Origin of the sequence: Vibrio aquaticus (assembly GCF_003970385.1) — a bacterium.
Taxonomy (GTDB): domain Bacteria; phylum Pseudomonadota; class Gammaproteobacteria; order Enterobacterales; family Vibrionaceae; genus Vibrio; species Vibrio aquaticus.
In genome coordinates this window covers 30,408-53,212 of sequence record NZ_RXZH01000008.1, presented here as the reverse complement: position 1 = coordinate 53,212, position 22,805 = coordinate 30,408, and the positions used below count along the sequence as shown (strand labels likewise).

20 protein-coding genes are annotated in these 22,805 nt (G+C 45.8%); 14 read left to right on the top strand and 6 right to left on the bottom strand.

Going from position 1 to position 22,805, the window contains the following annotated elements:
• Positions 1-4: 4 nt before the first annotated feature.
• A complete protein-coding gene (locus EJ063_RS16145) occupies positions 5-616 on the bottom strand; it encodes a flavin reductase family protein (protein ID WP_126575359.1) in 612 nt (203 codons plus the stop codon).
• Positions 617-1,007: 391 nt separating this feature from the next.
• On the bottom strand, positions 1,008-2,966 hold the full coding sequence (locus EJ063_RS16140; protein ID WP_126575358.1) for a methyl-accepting chemotaxis protein: 1,959 nt from the start codon (positions 2,964-2,966) through the stop codon (positions 1,008-1,010).
• A gap of 218 nt (positions 2,967-3,184) precedes the next feature.
• On the opposite strand from EJ063_RS16140, the gene EJ063_RS16135 reads away from it, so the two are divergent.
• The 6 genes from EJ063_RS16135 to cdd all read left to right on the top strand — a co-directional run bounded on the left by EJ063_RS16135 (position 3,185) and on the right by cdd (position 9,323).
• The gene (locus tag EJ063_RS16135; protein ID WP_244225202.1) at positions 3,185-3,844 is read left to right on the top strand and encodes a Rossmann-fold NAD(P)-binding domain-containing protein; all 660 of its coding nucleotides are present in this window, start codon (positions 3,185-3,187) and stop codon (positions 3,842-3,844) included.
• Positions 3,845-4,031: 187 nt separating this feature from the next.
• On the top strand, positions 4,032-5,405 hold the full coding sequence (locus EJ063_RS16130) for an L-cystine transporter (RefSeq protein WP_126575357.1): 1,374 nt from the start codon (positions 4,032-4,034) through the stop codon (positions 5,403-5,405).
• Positions 5,406-5,552: 147 nt separating this feature from the next.
• Positions 5,553-6,977, top strand: a complete 1,425-nt coding sequence (sbcB, locus tag EJ063_RS16125; protein WP_126575356.1) for an exodeoxyribonuclease I — start codon at positions 5,553-5,555, stop codon at positions 6,975-6,977.
• Between the two features lie 144 nt (positions 6,978-7,121).
• Entirely contained in the window at positions 7,122-7,487 is a 366-nt protein-coding gene (locus EJ063_RS16120) for a CidA/LrgA family protein (protein ID WP_126575355.1), read from the top strand.
• The gene (locus EJ063_RS16115; protein WP_126575354.1) at positions 7,487-8,164 is read left to right on the top strand and encodes a CidB/LrgB family autolysis modulator; all 678 of its coding nucleotides are present in this window, start codon (positions 7,487-7,489) and stop codon (positions 8,162-8,164) included. The genes EJ063_RS16120 and EJ063_RS16115 overlap by 1 nt, the downstream gene beginning before the upstream one ends.
• A 271-nt stretch (positions 8,165-8,435) precedes the next feature.
• Positions 8,436-9,323: a cytidine deaminase gene (gene cdd / locus EJ063_RS16110; protein WP_126575353.1), complete on the top strand. Its 888-nt coding sequence runs from the start codon at positions 8,436-8,438 to the stop codon at positions 9,321-9,323.
• A 61-nt stretch (positions 9,324-9,384) separates the two neighbouring features.
• Here cdd and EJ063_RS16105 read toward each other — a convergent pair whose 3' ends face one another.
• Positions 9,385-10,596 (bottom strand): cyclic di-GMP phosphodiesterase, encoded by a 1,212-nt coding sequence (locus EJ063_RS16105; RefSeq protein ID WP_126575352.1) that lies wholly within the window; start codon positions 10,594-10,596, stop codon positions 9,385-9,387.
• A gap of 280 nt (positions 10,597-10,876) precedes the next feature.
• Here EJ063_RS16105 and purT point away from each other — a divergent pair, with 280 nt between their 5' ends.
• On the top strand, positions 10,877-12,052 hold the full coding sequence (gene purT, locus EJ063_RS16100; RefSeq protein WP_126575351.1) for a formate-dependent phosphoribosylglycinamide formyltransferase: 1,176 nt from the start codon (positions 10,877-10,879) through the stop codon (positions 12,050-12,052).
• Positions 12,053-12,110: 58 nt separating this feature from the next.
• Here the strand turns inward: purT and EJ063_RS16095 are convergent, their stop codons facing one another.
• The gene (locus EJ063_RS16095; protein ID WP_126575350.1) at positions 12,111-12,761 is read right to left on the bottom strand and encodes a thiopurine S-methyltransferase; all 651 of its coding nucleotides are present in this window, start codon (positions 12,759-12,761) and stop codon (positions 12,111-12,113) included.
• A gap of 352 nt (positions 12,762-13,113) precedes the next feature.
• On the opposite strand from EJ063_RS16095, the gene EJ063_RS16090 reads away from it, so the two are divergent.
• Both EJ063_RS16090 and EJ063_RS16085 read left to right on the top strand, forming a co-directional pair.
• Positions 13,114-13,887, top strand: a complete 774-nt coding sequence (locus tag EJ063_RS16090; protein ID WP_126575349.1) for a RelA/SpoT domain-containing protein — start codon at positions 13,114-13,116, stop codon at positions 13,885-13,887.
• A 107-nt stretch (positions 13,888-13,994) separates the two neighbouring features.
• A complete protein-coding gene (locus tag EJ063_RS16085; RefSeq protein WP_126575348.1) occupies positions 13,995-14,969 on the top strand; it encodes a DUF3187 family protein in 975 nt (324 codons plus the stop codon).
• On the opposite strand, the gene EJ063_RS16080 is transcribed toward EJ063_RS16085, so the two are convergent.
• A complete protein-coding gene (locus EJ063_RS16080; protein ID WP_126575347.1) occupies positions 14,962-15,705 on the bottom strand; it encodes a sporulation protein in 744 nt (247 codons plus the stop codon). The genes EJ063_RS16085 and EJ063_RS16080 overlap by 8 nt on opposite strands.
• A 187-nt stretch (positions 15,706-15,892) precedes the next feature.
• Here EJ063_RS16080 and hutC point away from each other — a divergent pair, with 187 nt between their 5' ends.
• The 5 genes from hutC to hutH all read left to right on the top strand — a co-directional run bounded on the left by hutC (position 15,893) and on the right by hutH (position 22,243).
• Positions 15,893-16,606, top strand: a complete 714-nt coding sequence (hutC, locus tag EJ063_RS16075; RefSeq protein ID WP_126575346.1) for a histidine utilization transcriptional repressor HutC — start codon at positions 15,893-15,895, stop codon at positions 16,604-16,606.
• Between the two features lie 104 nt (positions 16,607-16,710).
• The gene (gene hutI, locus EJ063_RS16070; RefSeq protein WP_126575345.1) at positions 16,711-17,922 is read left to right on the top strand and encodes an imidazolonepropionase; all 1,212 of its coding nucleotides are present in this window, start codon (positions 16,711-16,713) and stop codon (positions 17,920-17,922) included.
• The gene (gene hutG / locus EJ063_RS16065) at positions 17,915-18,913 is read left to right on the top strand and encodes a formimidoylglutamase (protein ID WP_126575344.1); all 999 of its coding nucleotides are present in this window, start codon (positions 17,915-17,917) and stop codon (positions 18,911-18,913) included. The genes hutI and hutG overlap by 8 nt, the downstream gene beginning before the upstream one ends.
• An 88-nt stretch (positions 18,914-19,001) precedes the next feature.
• Positions 19,002-20,699: a urocanate hydratase gene (gene hutU / locus EJ063_RS16060; protein WP_126575343.1), complete on the top strand. Its 1,698-nt coding sequence runs from the start codon at positions 19,002-19,004 to the stop codon at positions 20,697-20,699.
• 11 nt (positions 20,700-20,710) lie between these two features.
• Entirely contained in the window at positions 20,711-22,243 is a 1,533-nt protein-coding gene (gene hutH / locus EJ063_RS16055) for a histidine ammonia-lyase (RefSeq protein WP_126575342.1), read from the top strand.
• A 69-nt stretch (positions 22,244-22,312) separates the two neighbouring features.
• Here the strand turns inward: hutH and EJ063_RS16050 are convergent, their stop codons facing one another.
• Positions 22,313-22,774, bottom strand: coding sequence for a methyltransferase family protein (locus EJ063_RS16050; protein ID WP_126575341.1), 462 nt, complete (start codon positions 22,772-22,774; stop codon positions 22,313-22,315).
• Positions 22,775-22,805 lie beyond the last annotated feature (31 nt).

Genomic DNA, 22,805 nt, shown 5'->3' with positions numbered 1-22,805 from the left:
GAAACTACTTCGGGCGTGCAACAGAAAAAACATGATCAAGCGTGGCATATTGGCTGCCACCCAGACGAGAAAGTGGATTCACTTTTAACGCTTCAACCACCAATCGGTCACTGCGATCATCAATCACCTTAGGATCGATATAGACTTGTTCGATTTCAGCGAAGATCAGACTTTGCGGCGTCTCACCAATCTCTTTCACTTCATACAATTTACAACCAAAGGCAATTGGACAACCCTCGACACGAGGCATTTCAAACCCTTCGAAATCAACCAAAGAAAGTTCCGACGCTGCAACTTCTGATTCACCATGTGGCAATGTCGCTGCTGTCTGTGTCACCTCATTGGCTTGATCTTCATGAGCGATATGCACGACCATTCGCCCCATTTCTAACACATTGCGAGTGGTGTCTTTGATGTCACCTGTCGGCTTCTTACCCACCGAAAGCATCAATAATGGCGGGTTGCTCGAAACAGGCGTGAAGTAAGAAAAAGGCGCTAGGTTGTAGTTCTTATCGTCTGACTCCGTTAGAACCCATGCTATAGGCCTTGGAATCACAGTTTGAGTCATTAAGTGGTAAATCTGAGTGGGAGCAAGGGTACTGAGGTTGATGTCCATTCGATATCCTAGAAGTGTTCGTCCTTTGCAGTGAGTGTAACGTGAAATCAAGGTGTTAACACCCTTTATTGAGATCTTCCTTCCTTTTGTGTGCTTTTCAAAATGACTTTTATTTTGACAACAAACTTAGCCGTCTTTCCCATTATTCATCTATCTTATTAATACAGTGAGTTTTTTAATAACGGCACAAACTATGCATTTTCTTTAGCCGTGTTCTTGCTTAACTCACATAACCGTCAAGGAGGCGCTATGTTTGCCAACCAACGATCTAACAAGCAAAAAACCAATAAATCTCCGCAACGAAATCAAAAGAAAGTCCCGATGTCGCTAACTTAAAAAGAAAAAGGCCTCGCATTGTTAGCGAGGCCTTAAAGTTTAACGACAACGTCAATTATTCTGTCTTAAACTTCTTCACCAAATCATTCAGACCATCCGCTGCGCTCGCAAGGTCAGTCGAGTTTTGTTTGGCTCTGTTCGCGACTTCATCGACACGCATTGTATCTTCGTGCACTTGCTGAATGTTACGATTGATCTCTTCCGCCACTAAATGCTGCTCTTCAGCTGCCGTTGCAATCTGTGTACTCATATCATGGATAGACGTCACCGACTGAGAAATACCGCTAAAGCTTGAGTGAACTGAGTCAGTGATTTCGACCGTTTGCTCAGACGCACGCAAGCTGACCGTCATTTGCTCTGACACTTCTTTAGTGCGGTTTTGCAGGCGCTGCACTAAACCGTTAATTTCTTCTGTTGAATCTTGTGTACGTTTCGCCAAGGCACGAACTTCATCCGCTACAACGGCAAAGCCGCGACCTTGTTCGCCTGCTCGGGCTGCCTCAATCGCTGCATTTAACGCTAACAGGTTCGTTTGTTCTGCGATGCCACGAATGGTTTCGAGAATAACCGTAATGCTTTGGCTATCGTGCTCAAGCTCAGTGATGGTTTCCGATGATGCTGAGATAAGTTGTGCCAATTCATTCACACTATTTACCGCATCACCAATATCCGTTTGACCTTGGCTCACCAACACTTGGCTGCTATCAGCTGCAGATGCCGCGGTTGTACAAAGTGTTGCCACTTCATTAGCCGTAGCCACCATCTCATTAAAGGCAGTAGATACCATTTCTACCGCTTGATTTTGTCGCTCTGATACTTGGTTTAGCTCTTCCGATACCAAGCTCGCTCGAGAAGCCGAATCCGCAATGCTCGAACCTGACGAAGAGATTTGCTGAACAAGCTGACGAATCGCTTTGATAAATTCATTGAAGTAACCCGCTAAGGCACCGGTTTCATCACTTGAGCGTACTTGCAGCTCTTTCGTCAGGTCACCCTCACCTTCTGAGATTTCTTTTAGACCGGTAGATACCAATGTCAGAGGTTTTGAAATCAGGTTCGCCAATAACATCGCGCCAGCACCAAAAATAACGCCCAGAACAACAACAATCACCGTGATAAACTTCATCAAGTTATTGCTATCACGCATCACTTCATCGTAAGAGATAAGGCCAACAAACTTCCAACCTAACTTGTTCGAGTAATAGACGTTTGCCATCATGTGCTCGCCGTCGATTTCAACATCAAGCACACCACTTTCAAGCTGGCTTAACGCTTTGTACCCTGTCCCTAATGAGTCAATCGCCTTAAAGTTATTATCTGGATTATGTGCATCGACTAATACGTTGCCCGAATCTTCAATCATCATCAGGTAGCCGGTTTCACCGATTTTGATTTCTTTGACGATATCGGTCAGGTTCTTAAGTGATACATCAACCGCAACCACACCTGAACTCGCGCTATCATCCGCGTCAAAGGTCATCACTGTCCCAACGATTGTCGCATCATCCGCTGCCCAATAGTAAGCCGGTGTACGGCCAACATTGTTAGGCGTTTTTTGGGCAGTTGTGAACCAAGGGCGCTGACGTGGGTCGTAGCCCGCACTCATATTACCTTGTGGCCATTGTACATAGCCACCCTGCTTAGTCCCCATGTAAACGTAGGAATAGCCTGAGTGTGAACGGCCAAATTGCTCAAGGGTTTTGAAAATTTCTTGTTCTGTTTTGCTGTTAGATAAAGGCGTCATCGCCATATCACCTTTATCCATGTAACTTTCAATTGAGTTGTCAGCCTTCTTGATTGCTGGTTGACTCGCTAACATACGAACGTTTTCTTCAATCGCTTTGAAATAGATCGATATGGCGTTATCAACTTGTCGGATTTCACCGGTACTTCGATCAATAAAATCCGTTATCGCTTCATCTCTTGAGTTCGAGATCACAACGAAAGATATGATCGCGACGGGAAGTAACGTTGCCGCCATCAAACCCAGTAATAGTTTTTGCTTAATTTTCATTTAATTGCGCCCTAACTTTATCATTCTCGACAGCCTTCAATCGAAATGGCTCATCCGTCAAAGATAAGTGTAGTAAGAAACAAGTTTGTTTGTGATCACAGACTTTTACGCCTGTTTATTAGATGCTTGGGTATCGTGATGAAAATATAGTCACTAATTTCTTATCCATCAATAACAAATGGTACATCATATTGTATGTAAGAGACAACCTCATTGTTATGATCGCGGGTAGTACCGGATTGGTCGGGAATGAGCTAGCAAAGCAGATGCTTGAGGCAGAGCCGATCGAAAAAATCTATGCGCTTTCTCGAAAGCCTCTACCTTTCTTTCATTCCAAGTTAGTCACCATCCAGCACCCTGAGCTGCAAGTACATGAATGGGAGTCTGACGATGTTCAGCCAAAGTATGGCTTTATCTGTTTGGGTACGACGCTCAAGCAAGCAGGTTCAAAGCCAGCCCTAGAGCACGTTGACTATGAATTGGTCTGCCAAGTAGCGCAAGAAATGAAATTGCTTGGTGTTACGCACCTAGCGGTCGTGTCTAGTCTAGGTGCATCCACTCGCTCCTTCTCGCATTATTTAAGGTGTAAAGGTCGCATGGAGCTTGCACTGGAACGATTAAACTTCGAGCGTTTAGTCATTGCTCATCCAGGGCCATTAAAAGGATTGCGAGAATCTCCACGTAAAGATGAGGCTGTCCTGCAAGCCGTTTTACGAGTCGTAAAGCCAGTGATGTTTGGACCGTTGGCGAACTTCGTTCCTATCGACGCAGAAGACGTTGCCAAGGCGATGCAGTATTCGCTCTTTTCTCACGCGACCAAAAAGGTTGAAATTCTTGATACTGTCAGTATGAAAGCACTGCTCAATAAGTATCAATAATCGGCGTTATTTCGGCTCTATACGTCCAAATTATGTCCTTCCCTCCCTTTTAATAACTTACTGTTATATATAATGCCCAAATGTACTTTTATTTGGGCATTTCAAATCATTACTCTCATACCGAACCAAATTCCATAAGATATAGATCCTACCTATATCTCACGCGTAATCATAAGGACAATCAATCATGTCAGTCGTTGTTATCGCTGCATTAGCGGTATTTGTTGGCATTCTCTTCTTTCTCTACGGACAGCAGAAACAAGAGAAAACGTTATCTCGCTTGGTGTTACTCGGTTTAGTCTCGGGCAGCGCATTCGGCCTAGCTCTTCAGCTTATCTTTGGTGAAGGCAATCCGGTTATTAGCCAAACTTTAGAATGGGTAAACATTGTTGGTCGTGGCTATGTTGGCCTACTAAAAATGATCATCATGCCACTTGTTTTGGTCTCTATGATCGCTGCGGTTGTCAAGCTTGAAAAAGGCGGCGCTCTGGGCAAAATCTCTGGTTTAACCATTTCTGTCTTGCTTGTAACCACAGCTATTTCAGCGTTAGTTGCGATCATCGTGACACACGCGTTTGGGCTGAGTGCAGAAGGTCTAACGGAAGGTGCTCGTGAAACAGCTCGAATAGCCGCGCTTGAAAGCCGTGCTGACCGAGTAAGCGATCTAACCATTCCGCAAATGCTGGTGAGCTTTATCCCGACAAACCCATTTGCTGATCTGACCGGTGCTCGTTCAACCTCTATCATTGCTGTTGTCATCTTCGGCGTGCTAACAGGTATTGCTGCACGTAAAGTAATGGCAGAGAAAGAAGAGCTTGAATCACCAATCCGCACGTTCGTTGAAGCTGCCCAATCTATCGTAATGCGACTCGTGAAAATGATCATGGCGCTAACACCTTACGGTATTGCGGCGCTGATGGCGAAAGTGGTCGCGACATCAAGTGCAACAGACATCCTAAACCTACTTGGCTTTATTGTGGCGTCTTACGTTGCTATCGCATTGATGTTTGTTGTTCACGGTATTTTAGTGTCGTTTGTTGGTGTTAGCCCTAAGTCATACTTCCAAAAGATTTGGCCTGTACTGACATTTGCGTTCACTTCTCGCAGCTCAGCGGCAACCATTCCGCTGAACGTAGAAGCGCAAATCAACAAACTGAACGTGCCACCAGCAATCGCTAACCTATCCGCCTCTTTTGGTGCGACAATTGGTCAGAACGGCTGTGCGGGTATCTACCCTGCAATGCTAGCAGTAATGGTTGCACCAACGGTTGGTATCGACCCATTTGAAATCAACTTCATGTTGTCACTGATTGCTATCATCGTAGTAAGTTCATTTGGTATTGCTGGCGTTGGTGGCGGTGCAACATTTGCGGCACTTATCGTCCTGCCTGCAATGGGCCTACCTGTCACAATCGCAGCGCTGCTTATCTCGATTGAACCATTGATCGACATGGCACGTACCGCGCTAAACGTATCAGGCGCGATGACAGCTGGTACCATTACTAGCCGTTTGATGAAATCTAAAAATTCAGATGAATCGCTAGAAACGCAGCAAGCGTAACCACTTTAATCCATCTTTGAAAATGGCCGGCATACAATTGTCGGCCATTTTTTTATCAATCGCACTGAGATCGCGCTATCTCGTTTGCCTTGCTTGAATAGCAATGGTCTAATATCAAGGTGAATTTCAACCACTTGGTAATAGATAATGCAACAAGAGCAGCAGCCTACGTTTTTCTTCTTCGATTATGAAACGTGGGGAACCAGCCCAGCAAAAGACAGACCTTGTCAGTTTGCAGGCGTACGCACCGATATGGACTTCAATATTATTGGTGAGCCTCTTGTCATTTATTGCCAACCGCCAGCGGACTACCTGCCTCATCCAGAAGCGGCGTTAATCACTGGCATCACACCACAAACAGCCGAATCTAAAGGCCTGTCGGAACCTGAGTTTATCGCTAAGATCCATGAGCAATTAGCCACGCCAAACACCATCAGCTTGGGCTATAACAGCATTCGTTTTGATGATGAAGTAACGCGCTACACCTGTTACCGCAACTTCATTGACCCATACGCATGGAGCTGGCAAAACGGTAACTCTCGTTGGGATCTGCTTGACGTAATGCGAGCGTGTTATGCCCTGCGCCCTGAAGGCATCGAATGGCCTGAGAATGAGGAAGGGTTCATCAGCTTTAAACTCGAACACCTGTCTAAAGAAAATGGCATTGAGCACGAAAATGCTCACGATGCGATGGCGGATGTTATCGCTACTATCGAACTGGCTAAAAAAGTCAAAGCGGCGCAGCCAAAACTGTTCGATTACTTCCTTAACATGCGCCACAAACGCAAGCTTAATGAGCTGGTGGATATTGTTAATATGACGCCACTCATGCACGTATCTGGAATGTTGGGTAAAGAGTGCAATTACACCAGTTGGATGGTCCCTGTCGCTTGGCACCCAACGAACCAAAATGCGGTAATTTGCGTTGATCTAGCCAAAGATCCTCAAGTGTTGCTCGATTTAGATGTCGACCAACTGAACGAGCGCCTTTACACTAAGCACTCTGAACTCGCTCCAGATGAGCTTCCTGTTCCGGTTAAACTGATTCACTTGAATAAGTGTCCAATTCTCGCACCGGCCAAAACACTGACCGCCGAGAATGCAGAAAAGATCGGCATCGATAGAGAACAGTGCCTACAGAACTTAGCATTACTGCGTCAGCACCCTGAAGTGCGTGAAAAGTTAATTGGCCTTTACTCTATTGAGCGTGAATATGAGAAAAGCTCTGACGTGGATACCATGCTCTACGACGGCTTCTTCTCACCTGCCGACAAAACAGCAATGAACATCATTCGTGAAACCGATCCGAACAATCTGGCGGCTTTAGACATCACATTCAACGATGAACGAATTACCCCACTTCTGTTCCGCTACCGCGCCCGCCACTTCCCGTGGACATTGAGCGAAACAGAGCAAGTTCGCTGGGCAAATCACTGCCGTGAATATTTCGAATCACGTATTGAAGATTACATGCTAAATCTTGAAAACTTGGTGCATGAACACGAGAGTGACGAGAAGAAAATAGCGATTCTTAAATCGGTCTACCATTACGTGCAAAAGCGAGTATCCTAGTAACAAACTAGAATAGCGAAAACCTAAGTCCTGCCCCTACAAAACGGCTTGAACGCTCAAAAAAAATAATAAATCGAGCGAAAGCGTACAAAACATATTGAGCTTCCAATCCTATGGAGGCTCTCAGTTGGACAAAAGTACATTATGGCAAAAACTCTGCTTCAATATGCCATCTCCATCGGGTTGATCTTTCTCTGCCTAGTGGCCGGCATTAACATTCAACACTTACTCGATATCTCCATCCCGGGCAGTATTATCGGCATGCTGATCTTATTTAGCCTAATGGCAAGTGGCTTGGTGCCTTCTGATTGGGTCAGACCTGGTGCAACCCTATTCATTCGCTATATGGTTCTTCTGTTCGTGCCGATCAGCGTTGGCCTAATGGAGCACTTTGATATGCTGATTGCCAACGCATTGCCCATCTTAGCCAGTGCAGTTGGTGGTACGGCGATCGTCCTTGTATTACTTGGGCTGATGCTTGATCGCATGCTTAAAGGAGGACAAAAATAATGTGGTTATTGGTCACTATTGCTGTGTTCTTCTCAGCACGTTGGTTATGTCAGAAGTTCAACAGCCCATTTATGAACCCGCTTCTGGTCAGTATCCTCGTTCTTATTCCGATGCTGACTTACTTAAAAATACCATTTGAAACTTACTACGCCGACAACAAATGGATTAACTACTTGCTGCAACCTGCAGTGGTTGCGTTAGCATTCCCTCTTTATGAGCAGTTGCCTCAGATACGTGCCAACTGGCGTATTATCATGTTGGCCTGTGGCGTTGGCAGCATTATGTCGATGCTGACAGCCTCTCTTATTGCGATTTATATGCAAGCGGACATCACTCTGATTGCAAGTTTGCTAGGTAAGTCGGTCACCACGCCAATTGCTATGGAAGTTTCAAGTCACCTAGGCGGCGAGCCTGCCATTGCAGCTATCTTGGTTCTGATTGTAGGTTTGTTTGGGGCGATCATGGCCTACCCAATTTACAACCTGCTTAATATCACCCACCCAATTGCCAAGGGGTTGACGATGGGCACGGTGTCTCACGCCTTAGGTACCGCAACTTGTGCGGAGAAAGATCCTCAAGATGCTGCGTTCAGCTCTCTTGCACTGGTTGTCTGCGGTGTCATCACCTCTATTCTTGCTCCTTCATTCTTTGCTTTGTCTGTTTGGCTAGCATCTTAATACACACTCTCAAATAATATGAATCGATAGGCACTAGTTTGATATGGGCTAGTCCTCTCGACTCATATCACAATTCAAAGAGATGCAATCGTTATCATGTGTGACCTCACTCTAACTGTGAAATATGAATATTCGTTACACATAATTATGTGACATTGATCTCTGAAGTATTTTTCGTGTTACCTAAAATGTAATACCAATATCGAGGTTTTTAGGCGACATTTGCACTCTAAACTGGCAGATATCAACTCAGTTTATTTAAGGATTCATTATGAGAAGCCGCATTGAACAGGCGTTAGCTGAAGCGCCACAAAACGTAGCAGATTTTCTAAGCCCTATTATTCTTGCTGACGATTTTGACGCGACATTATCTGCAGAGCAATTTGAGCAGCTATTAACGATTTCAGGTCTTGAAGATGCTGAACTGCGTGTCGCTCTTTTGCCTTTTGCAGCGGCGTACTCATACGCTCCTCTGTCTAATTTTTATGTCGGTGCGATCGTTCGTGGACTATCAGGTAAACTTTACTTTGGTGCAAACGTTGAATTTGCAGGGGTACAACTTGGCCAAACGGTGCATGCTGAACAATCTGCGATCAGCCATGCTTGGATGAAAGGCGAACAAGGCGTTGCTGACATCACAATCAACTTTAGTCCTTGTGGCCACTGCCGTCAGTTTATGAATGAGCTTTCTACTGCGGATAGACTGCAAGTTCAGTTACCTCAACGTGATAGTAAATCTCTGCAAGAATACTTACCAGAGTCGTTTGGCCCAGCCGATCTCGGGATTCAGTCTGCATTGATGTCTAACGTTGATCACGGTAAAGCAAGCAGCGAAGACGATGAGCTAGTTCAACAAGCAATCGCAGCCTTAAACCGAAGCCACGCGCCTTACACTCACAACCTAAGTGGTGTGGCACTCAAGACGAATGATGGCAAGGTTTACTACGGTGCGTACGCAGAAAATGCCGCGTTTAACCCAAGCTTACCGCCCCTTCAAGTTGCCATGATTCAGCTACTGCTTGCGCGTCAATCATTTGAAAACATCGACTCTGCCGCTTTGGTTGAAGTGAAAGAAGGCACGATCAGTCATTTGGAAACCACCCAATCAACGCTTGAGTCAATCAACCCTGATATTCCAATGACTTACTTAGAACTGTAAGTTGAAGAAAACAAAAAAGGCGCAGTTCATGCGCCTTTTTGATCTCTGAAATGTGGAACGATTAAGCCTCAAAGAAGCGAGTAGCATCGACCTCTAACTGGCTTTGTGCGATTGCTTTTTTGATTGTGAGTCGAGAAGTTTTCAAATCCACCATCGTCACATCAATAAAGCGCCCGTATTTTCTGGAGTAAAAGCATTTAACTTCTGGTTTCAGTGGTTCTTCTTGGTTAGAGCTCCACACGATACCCACTCGCCCATCACTTAACTCAACAATTGCCCCAACTGGGAACACCCCAATGCAATTAATGAATTTATACACGAGCTCTTTATCAAGGTGATTAGGTGTCAGGGACAGTAAGATTTTAAACGCTTCTGCCGGGCTCATACCCTGCTTATAGCATCGGTCTGCCGTTAGCGCATCATAGATATCAACAATGCAGCTCATACGGCCATGAATAGGCATCTGCTCTGCTGTGAGACCATTTGGATACCCAGTGCCATCCAGTTTTTCATGGTGCATCAAACACACATCGCGGCTTACGTCACTCAACCCTGCAACTTTCATAATGATTTCACCGGCAAAGACCTGGTGAAGCTTCATATGCTCAAATTCTTCTGCGGTCAAACGGCCAGGTTTATGCAGCACCGCATCATCGACCTTTACTTTGCCCACATCATGAATCAAGCCACCAATCGCCATCTCTTTTAGCGTCTCTTTAGGCAATTGCAGATGCTTACCAAAGGTCACCAACAGCGTGGCAACGTTTACCGAATGTTCGAGTAGGTATTCATCTTTAGTGCGAAGGGCTGAAACACAATGCAGCGCATCTGAGTCCAACAAAATGGACTCAATCAGGTCATCAGCCAAATCATCAAGTTCATCGACTTGAATTGGCTTACCGTCAAAGGTTTGCGATAAGATTTTCTGCGCGAGCCCTTTGGCATCACGAATGATTTTTTGTGCTTTCTGCTGCTGTGAAAAACGGCTGCGTTTTTTTCGTTTTAGCGGTGCTGTTGGTTCTTGTGATTTTGGTTCTTCGATTTCAGGGAGATCGACAACTGGTTTAAATACGCTACCTTTCGCAGACAACTCTTTGTCTACCCAAGCGAACTTAACACCGCTTTTAATCAGTTGGCTGATCGCTTTGTCACTCGACACTCGGCCAGCATGAGCAAGGTTCACGCGCTTACTGTCTTCAATCGCGGTCACAAACATACCAACACTTAATGTGTTGATTGGAATTTTTATAGAATTGTTAGGATCGTACTGCATGAATACTGCTGCTAGCTCAATATCTGATCATCTAAATATTGACTATAATTATACGCTTAATTAATCGTTTTTTCTTACTTCTCTAACGATCGAACGCTCTGGACGGGTAATATTTCCCTAAAGTTTGAATTCAAACAGTCATAAAATCACGTTCAGTTGATCACCAACACGTTCACCGGTGAAAAATAATCGCTTACAGACTCGCGCAAACGTTTGCTTTTTGCGTAAGGTTGAGTATTATTCCCCGTAAAATTACTCCTTCAAGATTTTAAGGTTATTTATGTTTGGTACTGCGACAGCGAAAAATTCGACACGTGTTCTGCTATTAGGCTCTGGTGAATTGGGCAAAGAAGTGGCGATTGAATGCCAAAGACTTGGCTTAGAAGTCATCGCTTGTGATCGCTATGAAAACGCACCTGCAATGCAAGTGGCTCACCGTAGTTACACACTCGATATGCTTGATGGAAACGCGCTAAAAGCGATCATTGACAAAGAGCAGCCAGACTACGTTGTACCTGAGATCGAAGCGATTGCGACAGAGACACTTGTCGAGCTAGAGTCGCAAGGTTTGAATGTCGTTCCAACCGCAAACGCGACTAAATTAACCATGAACCGCGAAGGCATTCGCCGCTTGGCTGCAGAGGAACTAAACCTGACAACCTCTCCTTACCGATTCGCTGATAGCTACGAAGAATTTACTGCCGCTATCGAAGCTGTGGGTATTCCTTGTGTGTGTAAGCCAGTTATGAGCTCTTCAGGCAAAGGGCAGAGTGTTATCAAAAGCACAGACGACGTAAACAAAGCGTGGGATTACGCGCAAGAAGGTGGCCGCACGGGTGCTGGCCGAGTGATTGTTGAAGGGTTTATTGATTTTGATTACGAGATCACTTTACTGACCGTACGTGCTGTGGATGGCGTTCATTTCTGTGCGCCAATTGGGCACCGCCAAGAAGACGGAGACTACCGTGAATCATGGCAGCCACAAGCGATGTCTGACGCTGCACTAAAGGCCGCTCAAGACGCTGCAAGTAAAGTGGTTAACGCATTAGGCGGTTACGGTATTTTTGGTGTTGAACTGTTTATCAAAGGCGATACAGTGATTTTCAATGAAGTCTCACCTCGCCCGCATGACACTGGCCTAGTGACCTTGATGTCGCAAGATAGTTCTGAGTTCGCCCTTCATGTTCGTGCCTTTACTGGTATGCCGATTTCAAGCATTACTCAGTATGGGCCAGCAGCTTCTGCTGTCGTGTTAGGTCAAGGGACCTCCACCAATATTCGCTATGAAGGTCTATCAGACGCATTAGCCGCTCCACAAACTCAAGTTCGCCTCTTCGGCAAACCTGACATCAATGGCCGCCGCCGTTTAGGTGTAGCGATTACGCGTCGCGAGACCATTGAAGAGTCTATCGAGAGCGCAATTGAAAGTGCAAACAAAGTAAAAGTGATTTACTAACTAAAATATAAAAAACAAAGGCCTGGTTCATCGCCAGGCCTTTGTTTTTATTACGCGTCTATTGCGCTTCGATCAAATAAACTTCTTCTGCAAATCGCGATAAGCCTTTCTTCGCGATTTTTGGATGATCGTCACCCGCTTCATCACGATACAGTTTCGTTACTTTGTATTCTGAATATAGAGCACGGATTTCCTGTTCTGGCACAGAGAACGGAGGCCCTGCCATCTCCTCTTGAACATAATCTAAGCTCACCAGAAGAATACGACCGCCTTGATTAAGCAGTGACTTTATTTTTGCCACGTAGTCAGCACGCATCTCTTCAGGTAATGCCACCAGCGAAGCACGGTCATACACAATATCGACGGGTTTTACTGGTGCGGTAAAATAGTCACCAACATAAATAGAGAGCTCATCGAATTGGAATAGCTCATGTTGACCATTAATTGGCATCACCATTGGCGTGTAAAAGTGTTCAGCAAAGAAGGCCCTAACAGCAATATTGCTCAGCTCTACCCCTTGAATGTCTTCATGCTTTGTCGCGAGCCAAACCAGATCTTCTGACTTACCACACAAAGGGACAAACACCTTATCTTCAAAACGAGGATTGGTGTGCTGCCAGTATTTAATCAACAGTGGGTTTACATCTTCTAAGTGGAAGCCGATTTGGTTTGCCGCCCACTTACCATGCCAAAACTCTGGGTCTCTCATTCTCTTTCTCAATTGCTGACTTTAACCCGCATAGACTAGCTGAAAGCTGAGCTAAGTGGTATCCCCCGAGGCAGACTAGCAAGAAAATCAAACCTGAAAGTTCTATTCAGTTTACGTTCATCTTGGTTGTTTATACTTGCTTACAAGTTGGAACTGAACCTTGTGATGCCCAATGACTCTAACTCTACACATGAGTTTTGAGAGGGAGTTCAAACTTCAGTTTAATAGCGTTTAATCGAGGCTTGGGATTAGCAAAATCAGCCCCATTAAATACATGTAGATAGACAGACTTGGTGATTGAATCCTTTTTCGACACACTTTTAGCTAAGCCTGACACATCTAAGGAGAGTGAATGAGCCTATTTTTGCGAACTACGGCCTTAATGCTTTTAATGCTCAGCCGTTCACCTGCATTCGCTGCTATTCCAACCGCACAAGTTGATGAGGAAGCTCGTTCTACAAAACAAAACGAAGTTTGCTCAAAAGCCTTCAAACATAACTTAAGCGGCCTTTACGGTATTCAATCTATGTCGATGTCACCGACTCAACCTTACAATGACTTCGACGTTCTTTACAGCAAGGCACACCAAGCTCAAGCAGAACTAGAAACGCTATGTAAGAGCACTGCCATGCTAACGTCAACAGACGCTTACTTTGCTGGCGTGAAATCATCTCAACGTGCCAAAGAGAAAATCGCCTACGAGCTTGATGGTCAAGTCGACCGCATTACTGATTTAGCCCGCGCAACAATTGTTGCTGATGATATTGAAGGCCTTATGTCTGCCTACGAAGTGCTAAGCCGTGAAACCACGATTGTTAAAGTGAAAAACCGCTTCAAGAAGCCTGCGGCATCGGGCTACCGTGATTTGAACCTGTTGGTTCAATTGCCAAAAACCAACTTAGTTGCAGAGGTTCAGCTTCACCTAAAAGCCATTGCTGATGTGAAAAGCGGTCCTGAGCATGCGATTTACGAAAAGATCCAAAAGATTGAACGTACCGCTGCTGCGGAATCTCGTGACTATAACGAGTTTGAAACCGCTCAAATTCGCAACATGCGCAGCGAATCTAAGGCGCTATACCAAAACGCTTGGCAGCCATACATCACCACCCATTTGAGCGCTGCATAACCCTCCCGCCAACACTATAAGCGACCTATAACTGGGTCGCTTATTGGTTCGTAAAATCTAAACTTTTGAACTAGCTTTGTAGATATCAGTTAAGACAAGGAGCACAAATGCACCTTTTCGTTCGGCGATTTCTACTCACCATTTGCTTATTCTTAAGTGCCTCTGCACTGAGTGAAGATGGGTTTGGCCCGACGCAAAGTTATACTCAATCCCCTTTCCATACCAATAACCTTTCTCCACAAATCCGCTCAGGATATTCAATGCCGTTAGATCAGTACGAAATTTACACCTCGGGTGTGGTTTCCAGTATTTGGGCGGTTACTGACACTTACGAGCTCGATTACTATCAAAACCAAATTGTCTTTGGCGGCAAGTGGCAATTGAATCATCGCTGGCAATTCGACCTGCAATATCGTTGGAACTATGCCGGCAACAATCATTTAGATGGATTAACCAAAGACTTTCATGACCTGTTTGGTATTGATCAGAATGGACGTGACAACGTGGAGAACAATCGATTCGTTATCAACATGCCCGAGTATGGTATAGAGATTGAAAACTTTCGTGGAGAAACCCTAAGCCACGCATTAATCAGTTATCTTCAGTATCAGCTAGTCACCGAAGACCATCATGGCTTGTCCATCGGTGCATCACTCTATTATAACGATACTGAGCATGGCATCTTCAGTTCGTCCGACTTTGAGCAAGCGGTGCAAGTGAACTATGGCTATCGCAGGGGAAAGCATGCGCTTGATACGACATTCGCCCTGACCATGCGCAATACACCTACGCTATTTGAACAGATGCCCTATCGAGATCAAACTTGGAGTGTTGGCGGAAGCTATCGCTACGAAATCTACGAAAACCATACACTTATTGGACAGTTGTCAGTGCTGCAAGGGGTGACGGAAGATGATGATGAATTTTCTAAGCCGTCGACTGAATTTACCTTCACCTATCGCTACCGGCTAAAAAATACCGCAGTGGAGATCACTGCGGTAGAAAATATGTTTAACGCCGACAACAGTACAGACATTGCCTTTGGCGTTGCGTTTCGCTATCTATTCAACGCTTCTAAATAGACAGGATACGTTGAACAACAGAAGCGATTTCTGTGTCATTGGACTCACGGTTGAGCGTAAACGAAGCGTATTGATCGCCTCTCATGCTAAACGAGCGATCAACTTCAGCAAAACAGTGTACAGCAGCACCATCGAGAATGAATGACAGTTCAATTTCTTTGCGGTTAATAAAGCCGTTGCTGCGGAACTCTATTTCTTGATAGCAGCCGGACGTTGAAGAGAAGTTACCACCACGTAGATAGCCTTTCTCGACATCCGCTTTCACCATACCAAAACCCGCTTGTTCAATGGCAGACAGTACTTGCGCGACCACTGGGATTGGCTTCACAGCGACAAAATCACGGTCTTTCGGATCGATAGCGAAGTCGATATCCAATGTCGTTTCTATCCAAACATGACAGAGGTTTTTGAGCACATTCAGCTCAGTGACCGGTGTTTCATCATGCAGTTTAAATTCAAAAGGCACTTGCTTGGTTTCGTTTGGCTGAATCACAAAAGGCTGAACCGCTTGCAGTTTACCGATGATAAAATCTTGGTAGCTGGTGCTCTCTTCGCTTTCCACTTTCACTTCAGTACAAAGCTTTAGGTTGATCGCATCAATTTGCTGCTCAACGTCGCCACCTTTAATATGAACCGTACCTTTTAGGGTTTCACCTTGGTACACAGACATGCTATCTAAGATTGTATCTACTTTTGCAGCACCAATACCTAATGAGGCTTTTAACTTTCCAAACATAAACTATCCTTATGATTTCTTTGCACCTATTGATTTATCTTGCTGAGCCGATGAATGCAAGGGCTTTTGGGCTTATTCGTGAAAAGCGTACCTAATCGAACAGATATCAATCACCAAACGAATCAAACTTGCAATTACTCATAAAATACCAGACTATTTGTATAGTCAATTGTGTAGATAAATGATTATGAGCCAATCACCCCTTTACCTTCAAATTAAGCAGTACATTACCGATCAAATCGATCAAGGTCTTTGGCCTGTTGGTCACCGCATTACGACCGAACTCGAACTGACTAAGCAGTTTAACGTCAGCCGTATGACAGTGAATAAAGCGATTCGTGACTTAGTGGCTCAAGGCCGCTTAGTGAGAAGACCACGACTTGGTACATTTGTCTGCGCTCCTGATGACAAAGCAGAATCCCCTTTGCTCGATATTCGTAACATTGCCAAAGAGGTCGAACAGCGCGGCAAGCAGTACAGCAGCAAAGTGATTAAGCAGATTGCAATGAGTGCTGATGACAACGTAGCCATGAAGCTGGGGGTTATGCTGGGCAGAGAAGTGTTCTACAGTGAAATTATCCACTTTGCAGACAAATCCCCTATCCAATTAGAAGTTCGTTGGGTAAACGCAAGTTACGCCCCTAATTATTTACAGCAAGATTTCTCGCAGATGACGCCCAATCAATACCTATCAGAAAATTGCCCACTGAGCGCCATTGAACATACGGTTGAGGCCATTGTTGCTGACGATTCTATCCGCTCTGCCCTAAGGCTAGCCGTGAACGAGCCTTGCTTATTGCTCAACCGCCGTACTTGGAGTGACGAACGCTTGGTCAGCACCGCATTACTCTACCATCCTGGCACAAGATACAAATTAAGCTCTAAGGTTTTGCTTAAATAAAGAATTTCGCACTTTTTACTGATCACATTTTCGCAACATCCACCTTGATCAATACTCTGTTTTGAACCAATAATTGTATATACATTTAAAACAGAGTATCCACCATGAACCAGCACTGTGATTTAGCGTTATCCAATGCCCGAGTCATTTCTATGACCAAAGGCAGCGAAGGTTATACTCCATCGCCTTTATGCCACATTGGGATCACGAACGGTCAAATCACAGCGTTATCGTTAGAGCCGCTGCAAGCAACCAATACCTTCGACTGTAAAGGCAAGCTTGTGACACCTGGTTTCATTGATTGTCATACTCATTTGATCTTCGCAGGTAGCCGCGCAGATGAATTTGAGCAGCGACTCAAAGGTGTCCCTTATCAAGAGATTGCTAAACAAGGTGGTGGAATACTTTCAACCGTCAGAGCAACACGAGAGGCAACACAAGAAGAGCTTACTGAACTCGCCCTGCCTCGATTAGACGGCTTACTTCGCACTGGCGTTACAACGGTCGAGGTAAAGTCTGGATATGGGCTAACCATTGAAGACGAAATCAAAATGTTGCGCGCTGCAAAAGCACTTGAGGCGCATCGTAAAGTTCATGTCTCTACCACATTACTAGCGGCCCATGCGCTGCCACCTGAATATGCAGGACGAGCTGATGAGTACATTGAGCTTGTATGTAAAGAAATCATTCCCTTAGTAGCTAAAGAATCTCTAGCCACCAGCGTTGATGTTTTTTGTGAGTCTATCGGCTTTAACCTCGCGCAAACCGAGCAAGTCTTCCAAGCCGCCATTGACTATGGACTAACGGTGAAGGGGCACACTGAGCAATTGTCTAACTTAGGTGGCACTGCCCTCACTGCTCGCTATGGCGGTCTTTCAGCGGATCACATCGAGTATCTTGATGAGCAAGGCGTTCTCGCACTTTCCGAGACAAACACAGTAGCCACTCTGCTGCCTGGCGCGTTTTATTTCTTGAAAGAGACCCAACAGCCACCGATTGAATTATTACGCCAACATCAAGTGCCAATTGCAATTGCGACAGATTTGAACCCGGGCACATCGCCCTTTGCTGATTTAACTATGATGATGAATATGGGCTGCACACTGTTTGGCTTAACGCCTGAAGAAACACTTCGAGGCGTTACCTCACATGCAGCCCAAGCACTTGGTATGAGTGACCGTAGAGGCCAGATCGAGATCGGATTTGAGGCTGATTTAGCGATTTGGGATGCCTCACACCCAGCTGAGTTCAGTTACTTTCAAGGCGCTCCTCGTTTAACGGCTCGCCTTGTCGCAGGAGAATTTGATCATGTCTAATCAAGTCACCACAGGCCATGACTTTCATTGGCAAGGCCGACATGACAGTGAAGATGGTGCATTAGGGCATCGTATTCATCACATCATCAAACAAATGCCGGTTGAAGATTTGCAACCCTACCATAACGCCGTAAGCCTATTGGGGTTTTGCAGTGATGCTGGCGTTGCAAGAAACAAAGGCCGCATTGGCGCTCGACGTGCTCCCGATTTAATTCGTCGAGCCTTAGCAAATATGGCATGGCACAAGCAAAGTACCTTAATCGACCTCGGTAATGTCGTCTGCGATGATGATCTACTAGAGCAAAGCCAAACGAGATGTGCAGAGGTTATCGCCACAGCATTACGGTCGACACCTGTGATTACATTAGGTGGCGGTCACGAAGTCGCTTGGGCTTCTTTCCAAGGATTGGCCCAGTATTTTGAATACCTAAATCCAGCGCAGCCACCTAAGATCGGCATCATCAACTTTGATGCGCATTTCGATCTTCGTGCGTTTGAAAGCGATCACGCGGACATCAAACCAAGCTCTGGCACGCCATTCAATCAGATTCACGATTACTGCAAGCGTAACAACTGGCCTTTCCATTACGCTTGTCTTGGTGTCAGTGCTGCCAGTAATACACAAGCCCTGTTCAACAAAGCCGACGAGCTCAATGTTTGGTATATCGAAGACAAAGATCTGACCCATTTCAATCAGGTCTACCACCTGACTCAGCTGCAGCATTTTATCGACAACTGCGACTACATCTATCTCACCATCGATCTGGATGTTTTCCCCGCGGCTACCGCACCTGGCGTCAGCGCGCCGGCTGCAAGAGGCGTGAGTATCGATACGCTCGCCCCGTTCTTAGACAGAATTTTGCATTACAAACAAAAACTGGTCATTGCCGATATTGCCGAATACAACCCAACTTACGACGTGGATAGCCAAACCGCTCGATTAGCGGCAAGGCTGTGTTGGGATATCGCCAACGCCTTTTCAGAAAAATAACAACTAGAAGAAAAGCAGTGAGTGGATACGGGCATTGCTGCCCCACCTTCTGTTTTTCTGAATAACGTGAACAACAAGGAGTTTTACCATGACACAGCGCCAAGTAGAGGATATGCGTCTTGATACTACAAGGACTATTCGCGCGCCCCACGGCACCAATCTAACCGCTAAATCTTGGCTTACCGAAGCCCCTCTGCGTATGCTAATGAATAACCTTGACCCTGATGTGGCTGAACATCCGCATTCATTGGTGGTTTACGGTGGTATTGGCCGAGCTGCGCGAAATTGGGAATGCTACGATAAGATCGTTGAAGTGTTAGAGCGCCTTGAAGATGATCAAACTCTCTTGGTTCAGTCTGGTAAACCTGTTGGTGTATTTCCTACCCACAAAAATGCCCCTCGCGTACTGATTGCTAACTCCAACCTTGTCCCTCACTGGGCAAACTGGGAACATTTCAACGAACTCGATAAACAAGGCTTGATGATGTACGGTCAGATGACCGCGGGCAGCTGGATCTACATCGGTTCGCAAGGCATCGTGCAAGGTACCTATGAAACCTTCGTCTCTGTCGCTAAAAAGCATTTCGACGGCATCGCCAAAGGGCGTTGGGTACTTACTGGCGGTCTTGGCGGCATGGGTGGTGCGCAACCACTGGCAGCTACAATGGCTGGCTTTTCAATGATTGCTGTCGAGTGTGATGAATCACGTATCGACTACCGCTTACGCACGGGCTACGTAGATATGAAAGCAACAAGCTTAGATGAAGCGTTGGCGATCATTTATGAATCAGAGACACCTGTGTCTGTTGGTTTACTTGGCAACGCTGCAGACGTCTTCCCAGAGTTGGTTGAGCGCAACATCACACCTGATGTGGTCACCGATCAAACATCAGCTCATGATCCGCTAAACGGCTACTTACCGATTGGTTGGTCGATGGAACACGCCGCTGACATGCGCCAAAAAGACGAAGCGATGGTGGTCGATGCCGCAAAAGAGTCAATGGCTATTCAAGTTAAAGCGATGCTGACGCTTCAAGAACGAGGCGCTGCAACGCTGGACTACGGTAACAACATCCGCCAAATGGCGTTAGAAAAAGGCGTCGAGAATGCCTTTGATTTCCCAGGATTTGTACCTGCTTACATTCGACCGCTTTTCTGTGAAGGCATTGGACCATTCCGTTGGGCGGCGCTGTCTGGTGACCCAGAAGATATCTACAAAACCGATCAAAAAGTCAAAGAGCTGATCCCAGATAACCCTCACCTACACAACTGGCTAGATATGGCACGTGAACGCATTCAGTTCCAAGGTTTACCGGCTCGTATTTGTTGGGTTGGTTTGAAAGACCGTGAACGTCTAGGACAAGCGTTTAATGAGATGGTTAAAAGTGGTGAACTGAAAGCGCCCGTTGTGATTGGCCGCGATCACTTAGACTCAGGTTCCGTTGCCAGTCCGAACCGCGAAACAGAAGGTATGATGGATGGCTCTGACGCGGTTTCAGATTGGCCGCTACTGAACGCTCTATTGAACACAGCAGGCGGTGCGACTTGGGTCTCTCTTCACCACGGCGGCGGCGTTGGTATGGGCTTCTCACAGCACTCAGGCATGGTAATTTGTTGTGATGGTAGTGATGATGCCTCTGAGCGTATTGCTCGTGTTCTTCACAATGATCCGGCAACGGGTGTGATGCGCCACGCCGATGCTGGTTACGACATTGCTAAACAATGTGCTGCGGAACAAAAACTCGATCTCCCAATGCTCAACGAAGAGTTGCGTAAGCTGAAATAAGGATTATTACGATGTTAAACCTACTACTAAAACCAGGTCAGCTTAATCTATCGGTGATTCGCCAAATCAGCCGCTCACCTATCAACCTCGCACTAGACCCTGAGGCCTACCCTGCGATTGAAGAAAGCATGCAGGTCGTTGAGCAAGTTATCGCCGAAGATCGCACCGTTTATGGCATCAATACTGGCTTCGGTCTATTAGCCAATACCCGTATTGCACCGGAAGATTTAGAAACGTTGCAAAAGAGTATCGTACTCTCGCATGCTGCAGGTATCGGAAAGTTCATGTCGGACGAGACTGTGCGACTGATGATGGTGCTTAAAATTAATAGCTTATCGCGTGGGTATTCCGGTATCCGCCTTAAAGTGATTCAAGCACTTATCGACCTAGTGAACTGCCAAGTCTATCCATGTGTACCGCAAAAAGGTTCAGTGGGCGCGTCTGGTGACCTTGCGCCATTAGCTCATATGAGCACAGTGCTACTTGGTGAAGGCCAAGCTCGCCATAATGGAAAAATCATTTCAGGCCTAGAAGCGCTGAAAATCGCCGGACTAGAGCCAATTACACTAGCGCCTAAAGAAGGTTTGGCGCTGCTCAACGGTACTCAAGCTTCGACAGCATTTGCACTAGAAGGCTTGTTTGCCGCGGAAGATCTGTTCGCGTCAGCAACGGTATGTGGAGCAATGTCAGTAGAGGCTGCGCTCGGTAGCAGAAGACCATTTGATCCTCGTATTCACCGTGTACGCGGCCATAGAGGGCAAATGGATGCAGCATCTGCTTATCGCCACCTGTTGGACATTAGCAGCGAAATTGGTGACTCACACACCGGATGTGAAAAAGTCCAAGACCCGTATTCATTGCGTTGCCAACCTCAAGTTATGGGCGCCTGTTTGCAGCAGATTCGTAACGCTGCTGACATCTTGCAAGTGGAGGCGAACTCCGTATCCGATAACCCATTAGTGTTCGCAGATGATGGTGACATTATTTCTGGTGGTAACTTCCATGCTGAGCCGGTTGCAATGGCTGCAGATAACCTTGCTCTAGCCATTGCGGAAGTCGGCAGCTTGTCAGAACGAAGAATGGCGCTTCTTATCGATAGTGCCCTTTCTAAACTGCCACCATTCTTGGTTGATAATGGCGGCGTAAACTCGGGCTTTATGATTGCTCAGGTCACTTCCGCAGCATTGGCGAGTGAGAATAAGACCCTAGCTCACCCTGCTTCGGTAGATAGCTTACCGACCTCTGCGAACCAAGAAGATCATGTTTCTATGGCAACGTTCGCAGGTAGACGTCTGCGTGATATGGCAGAGAACACTCGTGGCATCCTCGCTGTAGAGTACTTGTCTGCTGCTCAAGGTCTTGATTTCAGAGCGCCAAACAAGTCGGCTGCTCGCATTGAGGAAGCGAAACAAATCCTACGTGAAAAAGTATCCTTCTATGATAAAGACCGCTACTTCGCACCCGATATTGAGGCAGCAAATCAGCTACTGAAATTGGCTGTTCATAACCACCTTATGCCAGATGCGTTATTGCCAAGTGTATAATGAGGTAACCTTCTAATAAGCATAAAAAAGCCCTACTTACATGAGCAGGGCTTTTATTTTCATGACCGTTTAGATCCAACGTCTTACTCGCTGCTTATAGTCTAAATAAGGAGCACCGAACAGAGATTCAAGCGCTTGCTCTTCAGGCAAGATTTGAAAGCGGTTCATATAAAACACAAAGGCAAAACTAAACCCGATTGAAATTAGGTTTTGTTGCCAATATGCAAAGCCAAACAGGAGCAGAAACAAACCTAAGTACATAGGGTTGCGGGTATAACCGAAAATGCCGCTATCGACCACTGTCGAGGCCGTCTCGACCTTAACCGGATTCACTGTCGTTTTGGCTTTACGAAACTCGTACACTCCCGCCAACCCGACAAAGCCTGCAATTAAGAAACACAACGCAAAGACGACTGAATTAAGCGGTAAATCCACAGTAAACGCCACAAGTTCATGGCTTAGGTGATTAATCGCCACAATGAAGATAATAAACAACGCCACTGGCGGGATCTTTCGCTCTAACGCTTTCATTGGTTTTCCATCAAACGGTAAGTTATTAAAA

What these genes read in the sequence shown, in the direction of transcription:
- hutU (WP_126575343.1), top strand. Translation starts at nt 19,002, where the DNA reads ATGACACAGCGCCAAGTAGAGGATATGCGTCTTGATACTACAAGGACT.
- EJ063_RS16140 (WP_126575358.1), bottom strand. Translation starts at nt 2,966, where the DNA reads ATGAAAATTAAGCAAAAACTATTACTGGGTTTGATGGCGGCAACGTTA.
- EJ063_RS16135 (WP_244225202.1), top strand. Translation starts at nt 3,185, where the DNA reads ATGATCGCGGGTAGTACCGGATTGGTCGGGAATGAGCTAGCAAAGCAG.
- hutG (WP_126575344.1), top strand. Translation starts at nt 17,915, where the DNA reads ATGTCTAATCAAGTCACCACAGGCCATGACTTTCATTGGCAAGGCCGA.
- EJ063_RS16090 (WP_126575349.1), top strand. Translation starts at nt 13,114, where the DNA reads ATGAGCCTATTTTTGCGAACTACGGCCTTAATGCTTTTAATGCTCAGC.
- EJ063_RS16085 (WP_126575348.1), top strand. Translation starts at nt 13,995, where the DNA reads ATGCACCTTTTCGTTCGGCGATTTCTACTCACCATTTGCTTATTCTTA.
- hutI (WP_126575345.1), top strand. Translation starts at nt 16,711, where the DNA reads ATGAACCAGCACTGTGATTTAGCGTTATCCAATGCCCGAGTCATTTCT.
- EJ063_RS16115 (WP_126575354.1), top strand. Translation starts at nt 7,487, where the DNA reads ATGTGGTTATTGGTCACTATTGCTGTGTTCTTCTCAGCACGTTGGTTA.
- EJ063_RS16120 (WP_126575355.1), top strand. Translation starts at nt 7,122, where the DNA reads ATGGCAAAAACTCTGCTTCAATATGCCATCTCCATCGGGTTGATCTTT.
- sbcB (WP_126575356.1), top strand. Translation starts at nt 5,553, where the DNA reads ATGCAACAAGAGCAGCAGCCTACGTTTTTCTTCTTCGATTATGAAACG.
- hutH (WP_126575342.1), top strand. Translation starts at nt 20,711, where the DNA reads ATGTTAAACCTACTACTAAAACCAGGTCAGCTTAATCTATCGGTGATT.
- EJ063_RS16095 (WP_126575350.1), bottom strand. Translation starts at nt 12,761, where the DNA reads ATGAGAGACCCAGAGTTTTGGCATGGTAAGTGGGCGGCAAACCAAATC.
- EJ063_RS16130 (WP_126575357.1), top strand. Translation starts at nt 4,032, where the DNA reads ATGTCAGTCGTTGTTATCGCTGCATTAGCGGTATTTGTTGGCATTCTC.
- EJ063_RS16145 (WP_126575359.1), bottom strand. Translation starts at nt 616, where the DNA reads ATGGACATCAACCTCAGTACCCTTGCTCCCACTCAGATTTACCACTTA.
- hutC (WP_126575346.1), top strand. Translation starts at nt 15,893, where the DNA reads ATGAGCCAATCACCCCTTTACCTTCAAATTAAGCAGTACATTACCGAT.
- cdd (WP_126575353.1), top strand. Translation starts at nt 8,436, where the DNA reads ATGAGAAGCCGCATTGAACAGGCGTTAGCTGAAGCGCCACAAAACGTA.
- EJ063_RS16105 (WP_126575352.1), bottom strand. Translation starts at nt 10,596, where the DNA reads ATGCAGTACGATCCTAACAATTCTATAAAAATTCCAATCAACACATTA.
- EJ063_RS16050 (WP_126575341.1), bottom strand. Translation starts at nt 22,774, where the DNA reads ATGAAAGCGTTAGAGCGAAAGATCCCGCCAGTGGCGTTGTTTATTATC.
- purT (WP_126575351.1), top strand. Translation starts at nt 10,877, where the DNA reads ATGTTTGGTACTGCGACAGCGAAAAATTCGACACGTGTTCTGCTATTA.
- EJ063_RS16080 (WP_126575347.1), bottom strand. Translation starts at nt 15,705, where the DNA reads ATGTTTGGAAAGTTAAAAGCCTCATTAGGTATTGGTGCTGCAAAAGTA.